20 protein-coding genes are annotated in these 17,750 nt (G+C 34.5%); 2 read left to right on the top strand and 18 right to left on the bottom strand.

The features are described from left to right. Nucleotides 1-50 precede the first annotated feature (50 nt). The 6 genes from ACHRV3_RS10015 to ACHRV3_RS09990 form a co-directional block, all read right to left on the bottom strand. Nucleotides 51-1,442 carry a UDP-glucose 6-dehydrogenase gene (locus tag ACHRV3_RS10015; RefSeq protein ID WP_395434512.1) on the bottom strand — a complete coding sequence of 464 codons (1,392 nt, stop codon included), beginning with the start codon at nucleotides 1,440-1,442 and terminating at the stop codon, nucleotides 51-53. Nucleotides 1,443-1,473: 31 nt separating this feature from the next. After that, on the bottom strand, nucleotides 1,474-2,457 hold the full coding sequence (locus ACHRV3_RS10010) for an SDR family oxidoreductase (protein WP_395434510.1): 984 nt from the start codon (nucleotides 2,455-2,457) through the stop codon (nucleotides 1,474-1,476). Nucleotides 2,458-2,467: 10 nt separating this feature from the next. Next, nucleotides 2,468-4,903 (bottom strand): polysaccharide biosynthesis tyrosine autokinase, encoded by a 2,436-nt coding sequence (locus ACHRV3_RS10005; protein ID WP_395434509.1) that lies wholly within the window; start codon nucleotides 4,901-4,903, stop codon nucleotides 2,468-2,470. Between the two features lie 15 nt (nucleotides 4,904-4,918). Then, nucleotides 4,919-5,713 carry a polysaccharide biosynthesis/export family protein gene (locus ACHRV3_RS10000; RefSeq protein WP_395434508.1) on the bottom strand — a complete coding sequence of 265 codons (795 nt, stop codon included), beginning with the start codon at nucleotides 5,711-5,713 and terminating at the stop codon, nucleotides 4,919-4,921. 71 nt (nucleotides 5,714-5,784) lie between these two features. After that, nucleotides 5,785-6,405, bottom strand: coding sequence for a recombination mediator RecR (recR, locus tag ACHRV3_RS09995; protein ID WP_395434506.1), 621 nt, complete (start codon nucleotides 6,403-6,405; stop codon nucleotides 5,785-5,787). Between the two features lie 74 nt (nucleotides 6,406-6,479). After that, nucleotides 6,480-6,845, bottom strand: a complete 366-nt coding sequence (locus ACHRV3_RS09990) for a CoA-binding protein (protein WP_047774276.1) — start codon at nucleotides 6,843-6,845, stop codon at nucleotides 6,480-6,482. A 154-nt stretch (nucleotides 6,846-6,999) separates the two neighbouring features. On the opposite strand from ACHRV3_RS09990, the gene ACHRV3_RS09985 reads away from it, so the two are divergent. Both ACHRV3_RS09985 and ACHRV3_RS09980 read left to right on the top strand, forming a co-directional pair. Then, nucleotides 7,000-7,629, top strand: coding sequence for a MarC family NAAT transporter (locus tag ACHRV3_RS09985; protein ID WP_047774278.1), 630 nt, complete (start codon nucleotides 7,000-7,002; stop codon nucleotides 7,627-7,629). A gap of 34 nt (nucleotides 7,630-7,663) precedes the next feature. Next, nucleotides 7,664-8,113 (top strand): GNAT family N-acetyltransferase, encoded by a 450-nt coding sequence (locus ACHRV3_RS09980; protein ID WP_395434505.1) that lies wholly within the window; start codon nucleotides 7,664-7,666, stop codon nucleotides 8,111-8,113. A 95-nt stretch (nucleotides 8,114-8,208) separates the two neighbouring features. Here the strand turns inward: ACHRV3_RS09980 and ctlX are convergent, their stop codons facing one another. From ctlX to infA, 12 genes are all read right to left on the bottom strand, one after another. Continuing rightward, nucleotides 8,209-9,144 carry a citrulline utilization hydrolase CtlX gene (gene ctlX, locus ACHRV3_RS09975; protein WP_395434504.1) on the bottom strand — a complete coding sequence of 312 codons (936 nt, stop codon included), beginning with the start codon at nucleotides 9,142-9,144 and terminating at the stop codon, nucleotides 8,209-8,211. A gap of 77 nt (nucleotides 9,145-9,221) precedes the next feature. Next, nucleotides 9,222-10,136, bottom strand: a complete 915-nt coding sequence (locus ACHRV3_RS09970) for a dimethylarginine dimethylaminohydrolase family protein (RefSeq protein ID WP_395434503.1) — start codon at nucleotides 10,134-10,136, stop codon at nucleotides 9,222-9,224. 65 nt (nucleotides 10,137-10,201) lie between these two features. Then, complete coding sequence (locus ACHRV3_RS09965; protein WP_047774286.1) at nucleotides 10,202-11,479, bottom strand: citrate synthase; 1,278 nt, start codon at nucleotides 11,477-11,479, stop codon at nucleotides 10,202-10,204. Between the two features lie 156 nt (nucleotides 11,480-11,635). Next, on the bottom strand, nucleotides 11,636-12,928 hold the full coding sequence (gene eno / locus ACHRV3_RS09960) for a phosphopyruvate hydratase (RefSeq protein ID WP_047774288.1): 1,293 nt from the start codon (nucleotides 12,926-12,928) through the stop codon (nucleotides 11,636-11,638). Between the two features lie 102 nt (nucleotides 12,929-13,030). After that, nucleotides 13,031-14,149 (bottom strand): glutamine-hydrolyzing carbamoyl-phosphate synthase small subunit, encoded by a 1,119-nt coding sequence (gene carA / locus ACHRV3_RS09955; RefSeq protein ID WP_395434502.1) that lies wholly within the window; start codon nucleotides 14,147-14,149, stop codon nucleotides 13,031-13,033. A 242-nt stretch (nucleotides 14,150-14,391) separates the two neighbouring features. Next, a complete protein-coding gene (gene rplQ / locus ACHRV3_RS09950) occupies nucleotides 14,392-14,880 on the bottom strand; it encodes a 50S ribosomal protein L17 (RefSeq protein WP_047774292.1) in 489 nt (162 codons plus the stop codon). A gap of 36 nt (nucleotides 14,881-14,916) precedes the next feature. After that, nucleotides 14,917-15,909 carry a DNA-directed RNA polymerase subunit alpha gene (locus ACHRV3_RS09945; RefSeq protein ID WP_026109818.1) on the bottom strand — a complete coding sequence of 331 codons (993 nt, stop codon included), beginning with the start codon at nucleotides 15,907-15,909 and terminating at the stop codon, nucleotides 14,917-14,919. Nucleotides 15,910-15,930: 21 nt separating this feature from the next. Next, the gene (gene rpsD / locus ACHRV3_RS09940) at nucleotides 15,931-16,536 is read right to left on the bottom strand and encodes a 30S ribosomal protein S4 (protein WP_035619621.1); all 606 of its coding nucleotides are present in this window, start codon (nucleotides 16,534-16,536) and stop codon (nucleotides 15,931-15,933) included. A 93-nt stretch (nucleotides 16,537-16,629) separates the two neighbouring features. Then, complete coding sequence (gene rpsK, locus ACHRV3_RS09935) at nucleotides 16,630-17,013, bottom strand: 30S ribosomal protein S11 (protein WP_007803677.1); 384 nt, start codon at nucleotides 17,011-17,013, stop codon at nucleotides 16,630-16,632. Nucleotides 17,014-17,021: 8 nt separating this feature from the next. Further along, nucleotides 17,022-17,396, bottom strand: a complete 375-nt coding sequence (rpsM, locus tag ACHRV3_RS09930) for a 30S ribosomal protein S13 (protein WP_012022478.1) — start codon at nucleotides 17,394-17,396, stop codon at nucleotides 17,022-17,024. 2 nt (nucleotides 17,397-17,398) lie between these two features. After that, nucleotides 17,399-17,515 (bottom strand): type B 50S ribosomal protein L36, encoded by a 117-nt coding sequence (gene ykgO / locus ACHRV3_RS09925; RefSeq protein ID WP_072945378.1) that lies wholly within the window; start codon nucleotides 17,513-17,515, stop codon nucleotides 17,399-17,401. 12 nt (nucleotides 17,516-17,527) lie between these two features. Then, complete coding sequence (gene infA, locus ACHRV3_RS09920) at nucleotides 17,528-17,743, bottom strand: translation initiation factor IF-1 (RefSeq protein WP_007136545.1); 216 nt, start codon at nucleotides 17,741-17,743, stop codon at nucleotides 17,528-17,530. Nucleotides 17,744-17,750: the final 7 nt, after the last annotated feature.

The raw sequence follows: 17,750 nt of genomic DNA, 5'->3' as shown, positions 1-17,750 counted from the left end.
TATCGCTTTATTCGCTTTCTGCCAAATTTTAAATCAAGACTAATAATCGACTATGAACCAATTCCGTTATAAACAAACCCAATAGACTCTAACTCTTGTGCATTTAATATATTTCTACCATCAAAGATAAATGCTGGTTTGTGCATTGCATCATAAATTTTTTGCCAATCGTATGTTGTAAATTCATCCCATTCGGTAAGAATTGCAATCGCATGGGCGTCTTTGCAGGCATCATAAGGATTATCAAACGTTAAAACAGCCTTATTATTTTCTTCAACTGTTCTTGTTTCTAAATAATTTAAATCCGCCAGCATTTTAGTTCTTGAAACTTTAGGATCGTAAACAGCAATTTTTGCCTGTTCGTTAATCAAATCATCAGCTACATATATTGCTGCCGACTCACGGGTATCGTTGGTATCTTTTTTGAATGCCCAGCCCAAAAAGGTAATTTTCTTATCAGCAACCGTATTGTATAAAGTCTGAACGATCTTATTTGAAAATCTTCGTTTCTGATGATCATTCATAATAATAACCTGTTCCCAGTAGTCCGCAACTTCATTCAATCCGTATGTTTTTGCAATATAAACTAAATTCAAAATATCTTTTTGAAAGCAAGATCCACCAAATCCAACGGAAGCTTTTAAAAATTTTGATCCAATTCTGCTGTCCATTCCTATCGCTCTTGCCACCTCGTTTACATCAGCACCTGTTTTTTCACAAAGTTCAGACATTGCGTTTATAGATGAAATACGTTGCGCTAAAAAGGCATTCGCTGTAAGTTTAGACAATTCTGAAGACCAAACATTTGTAGTCAGAATTTTATCCTCACTAACCCAGTTGGCATACACATCTACCAAAGCTTTAATAGCCACTTCCCCTTCAGGAGTAGTATCGCCACCAATTAAAATTCGGTCCGGATTTAATAAATCTGTAACAGCAGTTCCTTCTGCTAAAAATTCAGGATTAGATAAGATCTGAAATTGAACTCCGTTTCCGGTATTATCTAAAATACTTTTTATGGCTTCTGCAGTACGTACTGGTAAAGTCGATTTCTCAACTACGATTTTATTTTCTTTTGCCACTTTTGCAATCTGTCTGGCGCATAATTCAATATATTTCAAATCAGCTGCCATCCCTTTTCCTTTTCCGTAGGTTTTTGTTGGCGTATTTACTGATATAAAAATCACCTGAGCTTCATCAATTGCTTTTTCTACTTCGGTTGAAAAGAAAAGGTTTCTTCCTCTTGCCTCCGCTACAATTTCGGAAAGTCCCGGTTCGTAAATCGGAATATTATCGGTATTTGGATCGTTCCAATCTTTAATTCTTTGTTCGTTCAAATCAACAACAGTCACTTGAATATGTGGACATTTTTGAGCAATTACTGCCATCGTCGGACCTCCAACATAACCTGCACCAATGCAACAAATTTTTGTTACTTCCATTTAATTTAATTTAATATCTTAATCTTTGACTTTATTTCAAATTGCTCCAGTACCAGCTGACAGCTTCTTTTAATCCTTCTTGTAATGAATATTTCGGATCGTATCCCAGCATTTTTTTGGCTTTAGCAATACTTGCTAACGAATGCGGAATATCTCCTGCTCTATTTTGACCGTAAACAACTTCTACATCAGCAATTTTTGAATCCAATTCACTTAAGTATTTTTTCAAATATCCTGTCAAGTCATTCAAAGTATTCCGATCTCCAAATGCCGTATTGTAAACTGTATTTACTGCTTCCGGATTTTGACTTAACATCGCCAATTCGTTCATCTGAATCACATTGTCAATATAAGTGAAATCACGTGAATAATTTCCGTCACCATTTATAACCGGACTTTCATAATTCATAAACTGCATCACAAACTTAGGAATTACGGCTGCATAGGCACCATTTGGGTCTTGTTTTCGTCCAAAAACATTAAAATAGCGCAATCCAATCGTTTCCAAACCATAGGTTTTACTGAAAATTTCAGCATATAATTCGTTTACATATTTTGTAATAGCGTATGGAGACAATGGTTTACCGATAACCTCTTCTACTTTTGGCAATCCTTCAGAATCTCCATAGGTAGAGGAACTTGCCGCATATATAAACCGCTTTACTTTAGCATCGCGGGATGCTGTCAACATATTTAAAAAACCCGACACATTAACATCGTTAGTAGTTATCGGATCGTTTATAGATCTTGGGACAGAACCCAGAGCGGCCTGATGCAAAACATAATCAACTCCATCAACTGCAGCTATGCAATCGGCTATGGTGCGAATATCACCCTCAATCAATTTAAAATTGGGGCTCTCCATACAATCTTTCAGGTTGTGGCGATGTCCCGTTGCAAAATTATCCAAACAAACCACCTTGTGACCTGATTTTAAAAAGTGCTCACATAAATTTGAACCAATAAAACCAGCACCTCCTGTAATTAAAATTTTGTATTGAACCGATACTTCCATATGCTTCAAATTATTTTTTATTGAATTTATTTAAAAGAGATTTCACAACACCTTCCTTTTCTCTTTCTTCATAATAGCCGTTAGAATAGGCACCATATCCGTACCCGGAACCATACTTGGCTTTATTTTCATATCCATTTAAAACGATACTTGCATTGTTAAGCTCTCCTCTTTTCACTCTGTTATTCAACAACGTGATCATATCTTTTTTGGTATAATTCTGCCTTACAATATATAAAGTAACATCTGCATACTGAGCTAATTCTAAAGCATCAGAAACTAAACCAACGGGAGGCGTATCTAAAATAATATAATCGTATTCTTGCTTTAACTCATCTATTAACTCTTTCATCGCTTCACTTAAAATAAGTTCGGAAGGATTAGGAGGGATTGGGCCTGACAAAATAACATCAAGATTTGGTATCTGTGTTGGATTTGTTATTTCACTTAAACTTTTTTGTTTAATCAAATAATTAACTACACCCACATTCTTAGTCAAATTAAATTCATCAGCCAACCTCGGTTTTCTCAAATCCAAACCGACAATCACCGTTTTCTTTTCACTTAAAGCAAAAACTGTCGCAATGTTTATGGAGCAAAAAGTTTTTCCTTCACCACTTACCGACGAAGTAATCATTAATGTTTTTGCGCCGCTAACACGTTGCTTTTTATACAAAAACTGTAGCGAAGAACGAACAGCCCTAAAAGATTCTGAAAGCGCCGATTTTGGTCTGTCAAAAACCGCCAAGCTCATATTTTCTTTATCAACCCCAATTACCCCAATAAGAGGAATCTGCGTTAATTTACTTATGTCCTCAACATTCTGAATTGAATTATTAACGAAGAAAATCACAAAAACAAACAACAAAGGAACCAACATCCCCAGAAACAAAGCCAAAACATAATTGGCAGAAGTTTTAGGACCTACCAAATCTCCACCTATATCTTTTGCGGGATCAATAAAATGAATATCTGATAAATTAGATGCTTTTACAATTTCCGCTTCATTTCGTTTCTGCAAAAACTCCGTATAAATATTGTCATTTAAATCATACTTTCTCTTAATCTTCAACAACTCCTGCTGTTCTTCGGGAAGTCGTTTAACCGTACTTTCTGCCTGACCAATTTTAGCATTTATCATTGACAGGTCATACAACAAAGATGATTTTGCACTTGTAATATTTTCCAACAAAACACCTTTAACAGCATTCATTTGATTATCAAAATCCTTGAAAATCTTATCACTTTTTACCGCATATGCCATTTCTGACCTTTGTGCAGAGAGCGCGATAAGTTTTGAAACATTCGTAATAATATTCGGGTCCTCAATTCCTGCAACAGAAGGAGCAGGCAAACGAGAGTAGTCTACACTATTATTTAGATATGTTTTTAAAGAATTATAATAGGCTATTTTTCTGGAAATCAAATCTCTCTCAACATCGAAATCCATTATTTTATCCGAAAACTTAACACCTCCACCCTCAATTTCGTAGATATTCTTGTCCTTTCTGAACGTTTTTAGCTCGTTGCCGTTTTCTTTCAACTGAGACTCCATCGCAACAAGAGTACTATCTATAAATCGGATCGTGTTGTTTGCAAATTGATTTTTACCATCAAGCTGAATTTTAATCAACATCCTTACTGTTGAGTTCAAATAATCAACCATCCTGGCTTTGTTCGTACCTTGTAATGACAAAGTTAACAACGAACCTCCTTTATCATCAGAACTAACATTTATACCTCTGTAATTAGACACTGTACCGTCAAAATCATTAAATCTAACGAAGTACTCATTTCCTTTATAGAGCCCCGGATTATCATTTATTTGCAATTTCCAATTTAGGAAAGGAAGCGAAACTTGTTCTCCGACTTTATATCTTTTAACAAACTCCACAGGCTGAACCGCCGTATTAGCATAAGAATTAGTCGAATAATTTAATACCGAAACAGAATTATTTTCAAATAAAATTCTGATTTCATATACATTTTCACTTATAAATTTAACCCCGATAAGAGTATTGGCAAGCTGCCCTTTTGATTTATCAATATTCAAATAAAAAGGCACTTCACCATAAGAATCGACCAAATTGTATTTCCCTTGCGAAAGATAATCGATATAAAACTGCAATTTGTCAACCACCAATTCATTATGTGATCTTGACTTCAAGATGGTAGAAATTCCATTTACCTGATCAGAAATCCCACCCCAATTAAAAACCAAACTGGTATTTGAAGTAAAAAACGGATTACTTTCTTCTTTAATAGAAATCATGGTTTGCATGGCGTAAATTTTTTCTTTACGAATATTTACCTGATGGGCTATTGCAAACGCAATTATTAAACTCACCAGAAACCACTTCCAATAACTTATAATTTTTAATAAAAGTCCTTTAAAATCAAAATTCGAATGATTCTCAAAAATCGAAAAATCTTTTATATCTAACATCTTTTGAACTGAGTTTTAATTTTTAAGAATCAAATAAACTGTTGTTGCCAATGACAACAAAGTAATAACAGTACCTATAGACTGTATTCCTGTCTGCCCAGTCCCCCATGTTTTTTGCCTTAGAGGCTTCACATAAATATAATCGTTAGGCTGTAAGTAATAATAAGGAGATTTCATCACATTGACATCGGTAAGATCAATATCATGCATCTGAACTCCTGTCGGGGTTTGACGAATTACTGTTACTGCTTTTCTGTCTCCAACTGTTGTAATATCTCCTGCATTTGCAATCGCTTCCATTATATTTACATGTGGCTGAAACAATGTTTTAGTCCCTACATTTCCTACTTCACCATTTATCGTATATCTGAAACCTGCCAATTTTACTGTTACAAAAATATTGGCCTCACTTTTAAAATATTCTTCAAGTAATTTTTTTTCAATCATCACTCGTACTTCTTCAAGTGTATATCCAATAACATTTAGCTCTCCTAAAATTGGCATTCTTATATTTCCATGATCATCAACTGTAAAACCATCAAAATACAAAGCTCCTTCTGATTTCCCGGACGCCGCTGCAGCACCATCATTTTTATTAAAAATGGAAACTAATTTGGGATCTATTGCTTTAATATCAACACTTATAACATCATTTACCTGCAATCTGTAAGGTTTAGATTCAACGGCAGCAACTGTATTTTGTTCTCCCGAAGTATTTTTATCCTGCAAATACACCAGATCTTTTACAGGAATACAAGATGTAAATACTGTGCTAATTAATAGTAATATATAAAAACTTTTCTTTGTCATTATTAATATTTTATCCGCAAATATAGCTTTTCCTTTAATCTTCAGGAAATCTAGCTTTTTATTGACTCTATTTAGTTGTTTTTGAAAGTTTTTTCGAACGGGACACGGTGTAAAATACTTCTTCCAAGTGTAACTTCGTCTGCGTATTCTAATTCGTCTCCAACAGAAATCCCCCTAGCAATTGTAGAAACTATGATATCAAACCCCGCAATTTGCTTGTAGATATAAAAATTCGTTGTATCACCCTCCATCGTTGAACTTAGTGCAAAAATAAGCTCTGTTACTTTTCCGGATTTTACTTTTTCGACCAAAGTTGTAATATTTAGCTGACTGGGTCCAACACCTTCAATCGGGGAAATTTTCCCTCCTAAAACATGATAAATACCTTTGTACTGACCCGTATTCTCAATAGCCATTACGTCACGAATATCTTCAACGACACAAATCAACTCATGGTTTCTTGCCACATTAGCACAAATTTCACAAACTTTAGTATCTGAAATATTATGACAGCTTTTACAAAATTTAATATCCTCTCGCATGTTTAACAATGCCTGAGATAAAAAACCGGTTTGTTCTTTAGGCTGTTTTAATAAATGCAAGACCAAGCGCAATGCCGTACGTTTACCAATCCCTGGCAATTGCGACATTTCGTTGACTGCTTTTTCTATTAGTTTTGATGAAAATTCCATGACGACAAAAATACTGTTTTTAATAATTTAGCGGCCTTGAGGCACCAAAAATCAATCGGTATCGAAAAAGTGAATTAATATTGATTTGTAGCTAATAAAACCAATGTACAAGCAACTTCTGCTTTAATATTATTCAGTTCCAATAATTGATACAACTCCGGATTCTCAGAACCAGGGTTGAAAATCACCCTCTTTGGCTGTGCTTCAACAATATAATTATAATAATCACGCTGACGTGCCGGATTCAAATACAAGGTAATAGTATCAATATTTTTAACAGGAATCGCTTTTGTATAAATTTTCACCCCGGCAACTTCGCCTGTATTTTGACCTATTGCCAAAACGGTGTGTCCTTTTTCAACTAATGCATTTATAGCTCTAAAAGCATAACGCTCCGGTTTTGTAGTTGCTCCCAGAACTAAAGTTTTTTTATTTTTCATCATTTTTAAATATCGTACAAAAGTAATCAAAAAGTACGAGCTAAATTCAGGTAATTTAGCAGAGACTTAACAACAATAAAAAAGCAATATCTCACCATAAATTTACACTCAAATATTAAAAAAAGACTATTTTTACCCTACTAACCCAAACAATATGGATTTATTCATTTATTTATTTGCTGCTCTTTTCTCGGTTCTAAACCCAATCGGTACCGTGCCGATTTTTGTTGGACTGACACAGCACGATTCTCAAAAAGAACGTTCCAGGATTTCACTTTGGACGGCGATCAACGTTTTTATCATTTTATTAGTTTCCTATTTCATTGGTCAATACGTATTGACTTTCTTCGGAATTAGTATTGATGCGCTACGAATTGCCGGTGGAATTGTAATCGTAAATTCAGGTTTCTCTTTGCTCTCCGGAAAATTCAACAAGAAAAGAGGTATTAACAAAAAGATTGAAAACGAAGCGCAACAACGAAACGACATTGCCTTGACTCCTTTGGCAATTCCGATGCTCGCCGGTCCGGGTTCTATGTCATTATTAATTGCTTTTTATCAGGAGCATCACGAAATGAATGAAATTATTATTTCGACTTTGGCTATTGCAGCCATTGCAATAGCGATTTTTGCGATATTAAAAAGTGCTCATTATCTTGCCAGAATTTTAGGTGCTTCGGGAATTGTTGCTATTTCTAGAATTGTTGGTTTTATTGTAATCTCTATCGGAATTCAATATATCGTGAGTTCGATTATCAATATTGTAAAAGGAAATTTGATGTAAATCTGTTGTTTACTTTAATTCTAGCCGAAAAAAAATGAAAGAAATTAATTTCTCTTTTGGAGATTTCACTATTACAACCGATAAAAACAAATTGGATCTTGATGCCATTCATGATTTCTTATCAAAAAAATCCGGGTGGAGTGATGGTATTCCTTTTGAGACCATGAAAACTTCTATTGAAAATTCTCTAAATTTTGGATTGTTCTATAAAAACACACAAATTGGTTTTGCAAGGGTAATTTCAGATTTTGCTACTATTGGATATTTGGGCGACATTTATGTATTGGAAGAATATCGAGGAAAAGGACTTTCTAAAGCCTTGATGGAACAAGTAATGAACCATCCTAATTTACAAGGTTTACGCCGTTGGATTTTATTGACGTCTACAGCTGAATGGCTTTACGAAAAATACAATTTTACAAAATTACCCAATCCTGAATTCTACATGGAATTATATAATCCTGAAGTTTACAAGTCAAATTAAGCTTAACGATTAATCCAAAAACACAAAATTCCAAATTCCAAACTGTACTATTCAGCTTTTGGAATTTGGAATTTTTTTATTGAAAATTATAAAATTTAACTTCTTGGCAAGAACACCTCTGCCATCATACATCTTGCACTTCCACCACCGCACGCTTCGATTGTATCTAAGCTTGAACTTAAAATTTCAGCATGAGCTTCTAACTGTGCAATTTGTTTTGGTGTTAAACTCTGATGAGCTGAAGCACTCATGACAAGATATTTCTTATCATCAGTTCCTCTAACTTCCAGCATATTACCTGCAAAATTATTTACCTGAGCTTCCGTAATCAAAATAACTTCTTTGTTATCTGCTTTTAGATTCTCCAGAACCATTTTACGTTCTTTTTTATCATCGATGCAATCGGCACAAATAACAGCGAAAGTCTCACCCAAACACATCATTACGTTGGTGTGATAAATTAATTTACGTTCCCCGTCAACGGTCTGAAAAGCTTCAAAAATCACCGGAGCATAATCAAAATCTTCACAGAATTCGATAAACAATTCTTCATCTGCTCTAGGCGACAAAGCGCAATAGGCTTTTCCGTTGGCACGATCTAAAAGCAAACTTCCGGTACCTTCAAGAAAAATACCGTCTTCTTCTGCCGAGGTATAATCCATTATATTGGCAATTTCAAAACCTTTGTCTTCAAGTGTATCTAAAATATCTTCACGACGCTCCTGACGACGATTTTCTGCAAACATTGGATATAAAGCCACGTCTCCGTTTTCGTGAAACGAAACCCAGTTATTTGGAAAAATACTATCCGGAGTATCTGTTTCTAAAGTATCTTCTATAACGGTAACATCAACCCCTACAGCTCTCAATTTCTCAACAAAAACATCAAATTCCTGTTGTGCTTTTGCATTTACTGTACTCGGTAAAAGTCCGTCCAAAACTTTTTGATAATAATTATTGACAGCCGTTTGCTCATTCATTCTAAAAGCAACAGGGCGAATCATTACAATTGCATTCGTTGTTTGTTTCATGTTTTAATATTTTTTTTGTTTCAAGTTTCAGGTTTCAAATTATTGTGAACTTGAAACCTGAAACTTGAAACTACTTTTTAATCTCTAATTAATGGTAAAGTCGAACATCTTAACAATCCCTCTTGTTTTGCAATTTCAGCATATGGAATTTCCTCAACTGTAAAACCATTTGCACGCAACCAATTGTTTAAGCGGGTAAAGTTTTTTTCTGAAACCACTACATCGGCATCAATAGAAAATACGTTAGAAAACATATGATACATTTCGTCTCTTTCGATATGAAATAAATTCTCTTTTCCAAAAAGGTTTACCAAATACAAATAATCTGCTTCTTCACGAAAGCCTCGTTTGTAAATAATCCCTTTGTCTTTTCCAACAGGTTGAAAGCAACAGTCCAAATGCAAAGCATTATCTCTGGCTTCTAATTTAGATTTAACCAGATCAAACTCTTTAACAATTTTGTTTGGAAATAATTCTTTAATATAATTTACACCCTCCATATTGGTACGAGCTGTAATATAATCTTTGTAATCACTGCCTTTATAGGTTCCTATAAAAATATGATCGTTCCAAAGCATCACATCACCACCTTCGATATGAACTTCTTCCGGTGGACGAACCACCTTTAAAGTATTCATTTGGTCGATTACATATTGAATCGCATCTAATTCTCGCTCTCTATCCGGTAAAATATTAGATTTCACGAAAGTATCATCAATAACAAACCCTATATCTCTCGCAAAAATTTGATTGTAATTTTCTATCATCTCAGGACGATAAACCGTTACATTATATTTTTGAAAAACAGCATTAAAAGCATCCATTTCAACAACCATATCTTTTTCAAGAGGGTAGGTTCCTGCTTTAATATGTTCCAATGATTTAGGATCATAAGCCTCTTCTAAGGATGGAGTTGGCCCATTATGAACCGCTGAACCCAAAACTACAGCACGTAATCTTGACGTTTCGTTCTTTACATTTAATTGCAACATAACTTTATTGTATTTTGAACAAAGATAAAAAAAGCTTCACAGTTAGGTGAAGCTTTAAAATGTTTTTATTTATTTGACTTAAAGTCTCTCAACGGATGTCCAGTGTATATTTGTCTTGGTCTTCCGATTGGCTCTTTATTCTCACGCATTTCTTTCCATTGCGCAATCCAGCCCGGTAATCTACCAATAGCAAACATCACCGTAAACATATCTGTTGGAATCCCTAAGGCTCTGTATATAATTCCAGAGTAGAAATCAACGTTTGGATATAAATTTCTTGATTTGAAGTATTCATCTTCTAAAGCTGCTGCCTCTAACTTTTTAGCGATCTCTAAAATCGGATCTTCAACACCTAAAGTTTCTAATACTTCTTTAGCTGCTTTTTTGATGATTCTTGCTCTTGGATCAAAGTTTTTATAAACTCTATGACCAAATCCCATTAAACGGAAAGGATCATTTTTATCTTTGGCTTTCGCCATGAATTTATCAGTGTCTCCACCATCTTTGTTAATTTCTTCCAGCATCTCAAGAACTGCCTGGTTAGCGCCACCGTGAAGTGGCCCCCAAAGTGCAGAAACACCTGCAGAGATTGAAGCAAACAATCCGGCATGAGACGAACCAACCATTCTTACCGTAGAGGTTGAACAGTTTTGCTCGTGATCTCCGTGTAAGATAAATAATTTGTCTAATGCATTAACAATAATAGGATTTGCAGCGTAAGGTCCTGTAGGCAATTTAAACATTAATTGCATAAAGTTCTCTACATACCCTTGTGTATTGTCATAATAGTTCAATGGATACCCCATTGTTTTTCTATACGTCCATGTAGCGATTACAAGAAACTTAGCTATAGTTTTACAGATAGCTTCGTACATTTCTTTTTCGTTCTCTACATTTACAGCTTTTGGATTAAAGGCGGTTAAAGCACTTGTCAAAGCAGACAAAACTCCCATTGGGTGAGCCGTTTTTGGAAAACCGTCAATGATGTTCTTCATTTCTTCGTTAACCAAAGTATGCTTTTTAATATCAGCATCAAATTGAGCTAATTGTTGGGCTGTTGGTAATTCACCAAAAATTAAAAGATAAGATACTTCAGGGAAACTTGCTTTTTCAGCTAAATCTTCGATTGAATATCCTCTGTAACGCAAAATCCCAAGTTCTCCATCCAAGAAAGTAATCTCACTTGTACAAGATCCTGAATTTTTATATCCTGGGTCAAGCGTAATGAAGCCAGTTAAATCACGTAATTTGTTAATATCGACAGCAGACTCATTTTCACTCCCAGTGATTACCGGAAGTTCAATTTTCTTACCATCTACTTCTAATGTAGCTGTTTTTGACATAATATATCGGAAATAAATCTTTAAAATAATAATTTACCAAATCTAAGGAATTTAAGACTAATTAAAAAAAGAATCCTGCTATGAATTTGTTAAAACTCCAAAAAAAAACCATCCGTAAAAACGGATGGTTTAAATATAGTCTATAATTGTTTACAATTATTTGATTTTGAAAGCATTTAAGCCAGGGAAATAAGCAGTACTTCCCAATTCTTCTTCAATTCTCAATAATTGATTGTATTTTGCCATACGATCAGAACGAGAAGCTGAACCTGTTTTAATCTGACCACAGTTTAAAGCCACTGCTAAATCTGCAATTGTAGTATCTTCTGTTTCTCCTGAACGGTGAGACATTACTGAAGTATACCCTGCATTTTTAGCCATATTTACAGCTGCAATAGTCTCTGTTAAAGTTCCAATTTGGTTTACTTTTACTAAGATTGAATTGGCAATACCTTTTTGAATTCCTGTAGACAAACGCTCTACATTAGTAACAAATAAATCATCACCAACTAATTGCACTTTATCACCGATTTTTTCTGTTAAGTATTTCCATCCATTCCAGTCATCTTCGTACATACCATCCTCGATAGAGATAATTGGATATTTAGCAGCAAGTTCCGCTAAATAATCCGCTTGCTCTTCAGAAGTTCTGATTTTTCCAGTCTCTCCTTCAAATTTAGTATAATCGTATTTACCGTTTACATAAAACTCAGAAGCAGCACAGTCAAGTGCAATCATAATTTCGTCTCCGAAAGAATATCCTGCATTTTCAACCGCTTTTTTGATGGTATCTAAAGCATCTTCAGTTCCACCGGCTAAGTTTGGAGCAAAACCTCCTTCATCACCAACAGCAGTACTTAAACCTCTATCATGTAATACTTTTTTCAAACTGTGAAAAATCTCAGTTCCCATTTGCATCGCATGTGTAAAAGAAGTTGCTTTTACAGGGAAAATCATAAATTCCTGAAATGCGATTGGCGCATCAGAGTGAGAACCACCGTTAATGATGTTCATCATCGGTACAGGTAATGTATTAGCAGAAACACCACCTACATATCTGTATAAAGGCAATCCAAGCTCATTAGCAGCCGCTTTTGCAGCAGCCAAAGAAACTCCTAAAATTGCATTAGCTCCTAATTTAGATTTGTTTGGAGTTCCGTCTAAATCAATCATGGTTTGATCGATCACATTTTGTTCAAAAACAGAAATTCCAACTAACTCTTCAGCAATAACAGTATTTACATTATTCACTGCATTCAAAACACCTTTTCCAAGGTAAGCTTTACCACCATCACGTAATTCAACCGCTTCGTGCTCTCCAGTTGACGCTCCAGAAGGAACAGCTGCTCTACCTAAAACTCCGTTTTCAGTTATTACATCAACTTCAATAGTAGGATTACCTCTGGAATCAAGAATTTGTCTTGCGTGAATTTTAATTATAATACTCATTATTTTTACTTTTTTATTAATAAATTATATATTTTTTTCGAAATTATAAAAATATCCAATAGAAAATACGCATTTTAACTATTAAAAACCTTTATTTATTAACTATATCGTTTTAGCAGAAGCCTCTTTGATGTTCTCTACAAATTGATCGAACAAATAAGAAGAATCATGAGGACCAGGACTTGCTTCCGGGTGATATTGTACTGAAAAACAATTTTTGTTTTTCATACGCATCCCTGCCACAGTTCCGTCATTCAAATGCAGGTGTGTAATTTCTAAATCCGGGTGGTTATCTAATTGTTCTTTATTAACAGCAAAACCATGATTTTGAGACGTAATTTCACCTTTTCCTGTAATGACATTTTTTACAGGGTGATTTATTCCTCGGTGCCCGTTAAACATTTTATAAGTCTGAACTCCATTAGCCAAAGCAATTACCTGGTGCCCTAAACAAATCCCAAATAAGGGTTTATCATTCGCCAGAATTTCTTTTGCTACTTCAATCGCCCCGAAAAGCGGATCCGGATCACCAGGCCCGTTTGACAAGAAGTATCCATCCGGATTAAACGCAGCCAAATCTTTATAAGTTGAATTGTATGGGAATACTTTTATGTAACAATCTCTCTTAGCCAGATTTCTAAGGATATTTGTTTTAATACCAAGATCTAAGGCAGAGATTTTATAAGTAGCGTTTTCATCACCAAAAAAATAAGGCTCAGTAGTGGAAACTTTCGATGCCAATTCTAAACCTTCCATGTTGGGTACATTTGCCAACTCTTTCTTTAAATCTTCCACAGCAGTACCATCTGTACAAATAACAGCATTCATAGCTCCATTATCACGAATGTAACTTACTAATGCACGTGTATCAACATCAGAAATACAAATTAGATTTTGTTTTGTAAAATAATCTTCCAAACTACCGGAAGCATCTTCTCTGGAATAATTAAAACTAAAGTTTTTACAAACTAAACCGGCAATTTTTATAGAATCTGATTCAACTTCTGAATCATTAACCCCATAATTTCCGATGTGCGTGTTAGTAGCCACCATAATTTGTCCAAAATAAGAAGGATCAGTAAAGATCTCCTGGTATCCGGTCATTCCAGTATTAAAACAAACTTCTCCAAAAGTTTTACCGCTAATTCCGATAGATTTTCCATGAAAAATAGTTCCATCACTTAGTAATAAAATGGCGCTTTGACGTGTAGTGTATTTCATTCTTTAATTGTATTGTTTTTAATCGTCCTATAAAACCGGCGAAGCCTGTTTCAATTGTAATTAGATATTTTGCAAATTTACTTCTTTAAAAGAGTGTCTCCAAGATTTTTTAAAAATTTCATTCATAAAAATGAAACCTAAAAATTCAAATAAGTTAGATTTCCTTTTAAAAAAAATCAAAAAAAAAGGATAAACTAAAAATTAGTTTATCCTTGATTTCTATAGAATCATTACTTTCATAATTATTCAGAAGCTTCAGTAGTCGATTCTGATTCAGCAGCTGGAGCTTCTGGAGTATCCTCAGCTTTTTTTGCTTTACCACCACGACGGCTTTTTGCTTTTTTAACTTCCTTTTTACCACCATTGTAAAGTTCATTGAAATCTACAAGTTCGATCATTGCCATATCAGCATTATCTCCCAAACGATTTCCAACTTTAATGATACGAGTGTATCCACCTGGACGGTCACCAACTTTAGCAGCTACGTCTCTGAACAAGTCAGTTACCGCATATTTACTACGTAGGTAAGCAAAAACAATACGACGGTTGTGAGTCGTATCTTCTTTTGATTTAGTGATTAAAGGCTCAACGAATTGTTTAAGCGCTTTAGCTTTAGCAACAGTAGTGTTAATACGTTTGTGCTCGATAAGAGAACAAGCCATATTAGCCAACATAGCTTTTCTATGTCCAGTCTGTCTGCTTAAGTGATTGAATTTTTTTCCGTGTCTCATTGCTATTTTAAATTTAATCCGCCGCAGCGGATTGAATTATTCTTTATCTAATTTGTATTTAGCTAAATCCATTCCGAAGGTTAGATTTTTAACTGCAACAAGTTCATCAAGTTCAGTTAAAGATTTTTTACCAAAATTACGGAATTTCATTAGGTCATTTTTATTGAACGATACTAAATCACCAAGTGTATCAACTTCAGCCGCTTTCAAGCAATTTAATGCTCTCACAGATAAATCCATATCAACAAGCTTAGTTTTAAGCAATTGTCTCATATGCAATGACTCTTCATCATACGATTCTGTTTGTGCAATTTCGTCAGCCTCGAGTGTAATTCTTTCGTCAGAAAATAACATGAAGTGGTGAATTAAAACTTTAGCAGCTTCAGTAAGGGCATCTTTTGGATTAATAGAACCATCAGTTTTAATTTCAAAAACTAATTTTTCGTAATCTGTTTTTTGTTCCACACGGAAGTTTTCAATAGCATATTTTACGTTTTTTACCGGAGTAAAAATAGAATCTGTAAAAATAGTACCAATTGCTGCATTCTGTTTTTTGTTCTCCTCAGCAGGAACATATCCTCTACCTTTTTCGATTGTTAAATCGAAGTTCAATTTGATCTTTGAATCTAAATTACAGATAACAAGGTCTGGATTCAGAACTTGAAAACCTGAAATAAATTTTTGAAAATCACCTGCTGTTAATTGATCTTTACCAGAAACAGAAATTGTAACTGCTTCATTATCGATATCTTCAATCTGACGTTTGAAACGTACTTGCTTTAGATTAAGGATAATTTCGGTAACGTCCTCAACAACACCTGAAATAGTAGAAAACTCATGATCTACACCTTCGATACGAACAGATGTAATTGCATAACCTTCTAATGCTGAAAGCAAAACTCTTCTAAGTGCATTACCAACAGTCAATCCATAACCAGGTTCTAAAGGTCTAAATTCGAATTTACCTTCAAAATCGGTTGAATCGATCATGATAACTTTATCGGGCTTTTGAAAATTAAATATTGCCATAAATTTCGACTAAGTCAATTATTATTTGTTGTACAACTCTACGATTAATTGTTCTTTAATGTTTTCTGGAATTTGAAGTCTCGCAGGTACAGAAACGAAAGTTCCTTCTTTAAGATCATTGTTCCAAGTAATCCATTCGTAAACATGACTTGAATTTGATAAAGAACGTTCGATAGCTTCTAAAGATTTAGATTTTTCACGAACTGCAACTTTATCACCAGGCTTAAGGTGGTAAGAAGGAATATTTACAACTTCACCATTAACAGTAACGTGTCTGTGAGATACGATTTGACGAGCACCTCTTCTAGAAGGAGCAATACCCATTCTGAAAACAACGTTATCTAATCTTGCTTCACATAATTGTAATAAAACTTCACCAGTAACTCCTTTAGTAGCTGATGCTTTTTCGAATAAATTTCTGAATTGTTTTTCTAAAATTCCGTAAGAATATTTAGCTTTTTGCTTTTCCATTAACTGAACAGCGTACTCAGATTTTTTTCCTCTTTTTTTAGCCATCCCGTGTTGTCCAGGTGGGTAATTTCTTTTCTCGAAAGATTTATCATCTCCGAAAATTGCTTCGCCAAATTTACGAGCGATTCTTGTGCTAGGACCAGTATATCTTGCCATTTTAAATTGTTTAAGATAGAGATTATGAATTCAGGTCTTATCCTTCGATAATCGTATATTCTATCTAGGTTATACTATAATTAAATTTGAGTATTAAACTCTACGTCTTTTTGGAGGACGACATCCGTTGTGAGGCATTGGAGTAACATCGATAATCTCAGTAACTTCAATTCCACCGTTATGAATAGAACGGATAGCAGACTCACGTCCGTTTCCTGGTCCTTTTACATAAACTTTTACTTTTTTAAGTCCTGCCTCAAGAGCTACTTTACTACAATCTTCTGCTGCCATTTGAGCTGCGTACGGAGTGTTCTTTTTAGAACCTCTGAAACCCATTTTACCAGCTGAAGACCAAGAAATAACTTCACCTTTCTTATTAGTCAAAGAAATGATAATGTTGTTGAAAGTGGCAGAAATATGAGCTTCACCCGTTGATTCAACGATAACTTTACGTTTTTTTGCAGTTGCTTTAGCCATATTACTTATTATTTAGTTGCTTTTTTCTTGTTCGCAACAGTTTTTCTTTTACCTTTTCTAGTTCTAGAGTTGTTTTTAGTTCTTTGTCCTCTTAATGGAAGACCAGATCTATGACGGATACCTCTATAACAACCAATATCCATTAAACGTTTGATGTTTAAAGAAACTTCAGAACGTAATTCTCCTTCAATTTTGTAAAATGAAACTGCGTCACGAATCGCTCCGATTTCATCATCATTCCAATCTTGAACTTTTTTATCTTGGCTTACTTGAGCTTTCTCTAAAATCTCAATAGCTCTACTTTTTCCTAATCCAAAGATGTAGGTAAGTGCTATAACACCTCTCTTATTTTTTGGGATATCTACCCCTGCTATTCTTGCCATAATTATCCTTGTCTTTGTTTAAATCTAGGATTCTTTTTGTTTATTACGTACAATCTCCCTTTTCTACGCACAATGATGCACTCGGGACTTCTCTTTTTTACTGATGCTCTAACTTTCATAGTGAATATCCTTTAATATCGATAAGTAATTCTTGCTTTTGACAAATCATAAGGGCTCATTTCCAGTTTCACTTTATCACCAGGTAATAATTTGATGTAATGCATACGCATCTTTCCGGAAATATGAGCAATCACGATATGTCCATTTTCTAACTCCACACGGAACATCGCATTTGATAATGCTTCAATGATTGATCCGTCTTGTTCTATTGCTGATTGTTTTGCCATAAATATA

Source organism: Flavobacterium sp. FlaQc-49 (assembly GCF_044005985.1).
In the GTDB taxonomy this organism is placed as follows: Bacteria; Bacteroidota; Bacteroidia; order Flavobacteriales; family Flavobacteriaceae; genus Flavobacterium; species Flavobacterium cupriresistens.
Note: the sequence above shows the minus strand (reverse complement) of the source record. Positions and strands in the feature narration are given on the sequence as shown.